Source organism: Streptomyces sparsus, from assembly GCF_054776295.1.
Genome location: NZ_BAAHCA010000689.1, coordinates 1 through 2,638 on the forward strand (window position 1 = coordinate 1; position 2,638 = coordinate 2,638).

Here is a 2,638-nt window from a genome sequence, read left to right on the forward strand (position 1 = left end):
GTCGGCAGGACCGGGCCCGGTTGGACAGTTGGCGTTACCGGGTGGTGTGGCGGCCCTACACCGTGCCCGATGCCGGCTCCCGCACCCTGCACGGCACCTGGATCCTTGCCGTACCCGAGGAGCATCGCGACGCACCCCTCGTCACCTCGGTCGCCGCGGCGCTGACCGCGGGCGGAGCCGAGGCCACCGTCCTCACCGTGGCCCCCGGTGACCTGGACCGCTCCGAGATGGCTGCTCGGCTGTCCGAACTGGTCACGGCGGCCGGTCCGGAGCCGGTACAAGGCGTCGTGTCTCTGCTGGCTCTCGATGAGCGTGCCGCGCCCGGCCACTCCGGTGCCACCGTCGGCATGACCACCTCCGTCACCCTGCTCCAGGGCATGCTCGACGCGGGCCTGGACGCCCGCCTCTGGTTCCTGACCAGCGAGGCCGTGACCACGGGCGCCGGGACGGACTCCGTCCGCAACCCGCTCCAGGCGGCCCTGTGGGGCCTGGGGCGGGTCGCAGCGCTTGAGCAGCCCGCGCGGTGGGGCGGGCTCGTGGACCTGCCCGCCGCCGTTGACGACGACGCTGCCCGGACGCTCGTCACCCTGTTCGCCTCCTCCGGTGAGGAGGACCAGCTAGCGATCCGGGAGGGCGCGGCCCACGTCCGCCGCCTGGTCCGGGCCCCGCTCTCGGGGCGGACCGCCCCGCGCTCCTGGCGGACCAGCGGTGCCGCCCTCGTCACCGGTGGCACGGGCGGACTCGGTGCCCACGCGGCCCGTCTGCTCGCCCGCAACGGAGCCGAACACCTGGTCCTCACCAGCCGCCACGGTATCGACGCCCCCGGTGCGGTGGAACTGCGTGACGAGCTGGGTGCCCTCGGCTGCCGTGTCACCATCGCGGCCTGTGACGTCGCCGACCGGGAGGCCCTGACACGTCTCGTGCGCGAGGTCGAGGCCGACGGGCCCGCCGTCCGCTCGGTGGTGCACACCGCAGGCGTCGGCATGCTCGCGCCCCTGGCCGACACCGACCTGGACTTCTTCGCGGAGGGGGCCCGCGCGAAGCTGCTGGGCGCCCAGAACCTCGACGCCCTCTTCGACCACGACCGCCTCGACGCCTTCGTCCTCTACTCGTCCGTCGCCGGTACGTGGGGCAGTGGCGATCACGGCGCGTACTCCGCCTCGAACGCCTACGTCGACGCGCTCGCCGACCAGCGCCGGGCGCGTGGCCTCGTGGGAACGTCGGTCGCCTGGGGCATCTGGAGCCCCGAGGGCGGCGGTATGGCCGTCAACGTCGTGCGGGAGCAACTGCGCTGGCGGGGCATCCCGTTCATGGACGCCCACCTGGCCGTGGCCGGGCTCCAGCAGGCCCTGGACCACGACGACGTCTTCCTGGCGGTCGCCGACATCGACTGGGAGCGGTTCGTCCCCGTCTTCACCGCCGCCCACCCCAGGCCCCTGCTGCACGAGGTGCCCGAAGTCGCGGAGGTGATGAAGGCCGACCGGGCCGCCGCCGAGGAAGCCACCGGCCGCAACGGCGGACTGCGCGCGGAACTCGCCGCGCTGCCCGCCCCGGAGCGGGAACGCGCCCTGACCGACCTGGTACGCGGCAAGGTGGCGGCCGTGCTCGGGTACGAGGACGGCACGGACATCGCCGCCACCCGGGCCTTCCGTGAACTCGGCTTCGACTCGCTCACCGCCGTGGAACTGCGCAACCGTCTCAATGCCGCGACCGGGCTCACCCTGCCCGCGACCATCGTCTTCGACCAGCCCAACGTCCGTGACCTGACCCGGCACCTGCGCGGGCTGCTCGTCGACGACACCACCACGGAACCCGGCGACCTGCCCGCCCCGGCCACGGCCGTGTCCGCCGCACGCGCCATGGACGTCCGGGACGACGAGCCGATCGCCATCGTCTCCATGGGCTGCCGCTTCCCCGGCGGAGCACGGACCCCCGAGGACTTCTGGCAGATGATCCTCGACGAGACGGACGCCATCTCCCACCTGCCGACCGACCGCGGCTGGGACACGGACGCCCTCTACGACCCGGACCCAGACCACCACGGCACCACCTACGCCCGCGAGGGCGGATTCCTGCACGACGCCGCCGAGTTCGACGCCGGGTTCTTCGGCATCTCGCCGCGTGAGGCGATGGCGATGGACCCGCAGCAGCGGCTGCTGCTGGAGACGAGCTGGGAGGTCCTGGAACGGGCGGGCATCGCCCCCGACAGTCTTCGCGGGAGCGACACCGGCGTCTTCCTCGGCGTCTCCCACCAGGGGTACGGCGCGAGCGGTGAGGCGCCGGAGGGCCTTGAGGGCCACCTGATCACCGGCACGGTCACCAGCATCGCGTCCGGCCGGATCTCCTACACACTCGGGTTGGAGGGCCCGGCCGTCACCATGGACACCGGGTGTTCCTCGGCCCTCGTGGCCATGCACCAGGCCATGCGCTCCCTGCGTTCCGGCGAGTGCTCCCTCGCTCTCACCGGCGGGGCCGCTGTCATGGGCGAACCGATCGGGCTTGTCGGCTTCAGCCGCCAGCGCGGCCTGGCACCGGACGGCCGCTGCAAGCCGTTCGGCGCCGGCGCCGACGGCATGGGCATGGCCGAGGGTGTGGGTGTGTTGGTGTTGGAGCGGTTGTCGGATGCGCGGGCCAACGG

Annotated in this window: 1 protein-coding gene; it reads left to right on the forward strand. The window is 73.2% G+C overall.

Annotated features, from left to right (window positions below):
• Window positions 1-20: 20 nt before the first annotated feature.
• On the forward strand, window positions 21-2,638 hold a 2,618-nt coding region (locus ACYVE9_RS22170; RefSeq protein WP_461029651.1), incomplete at its 3' end, for a type I polyketide synthase.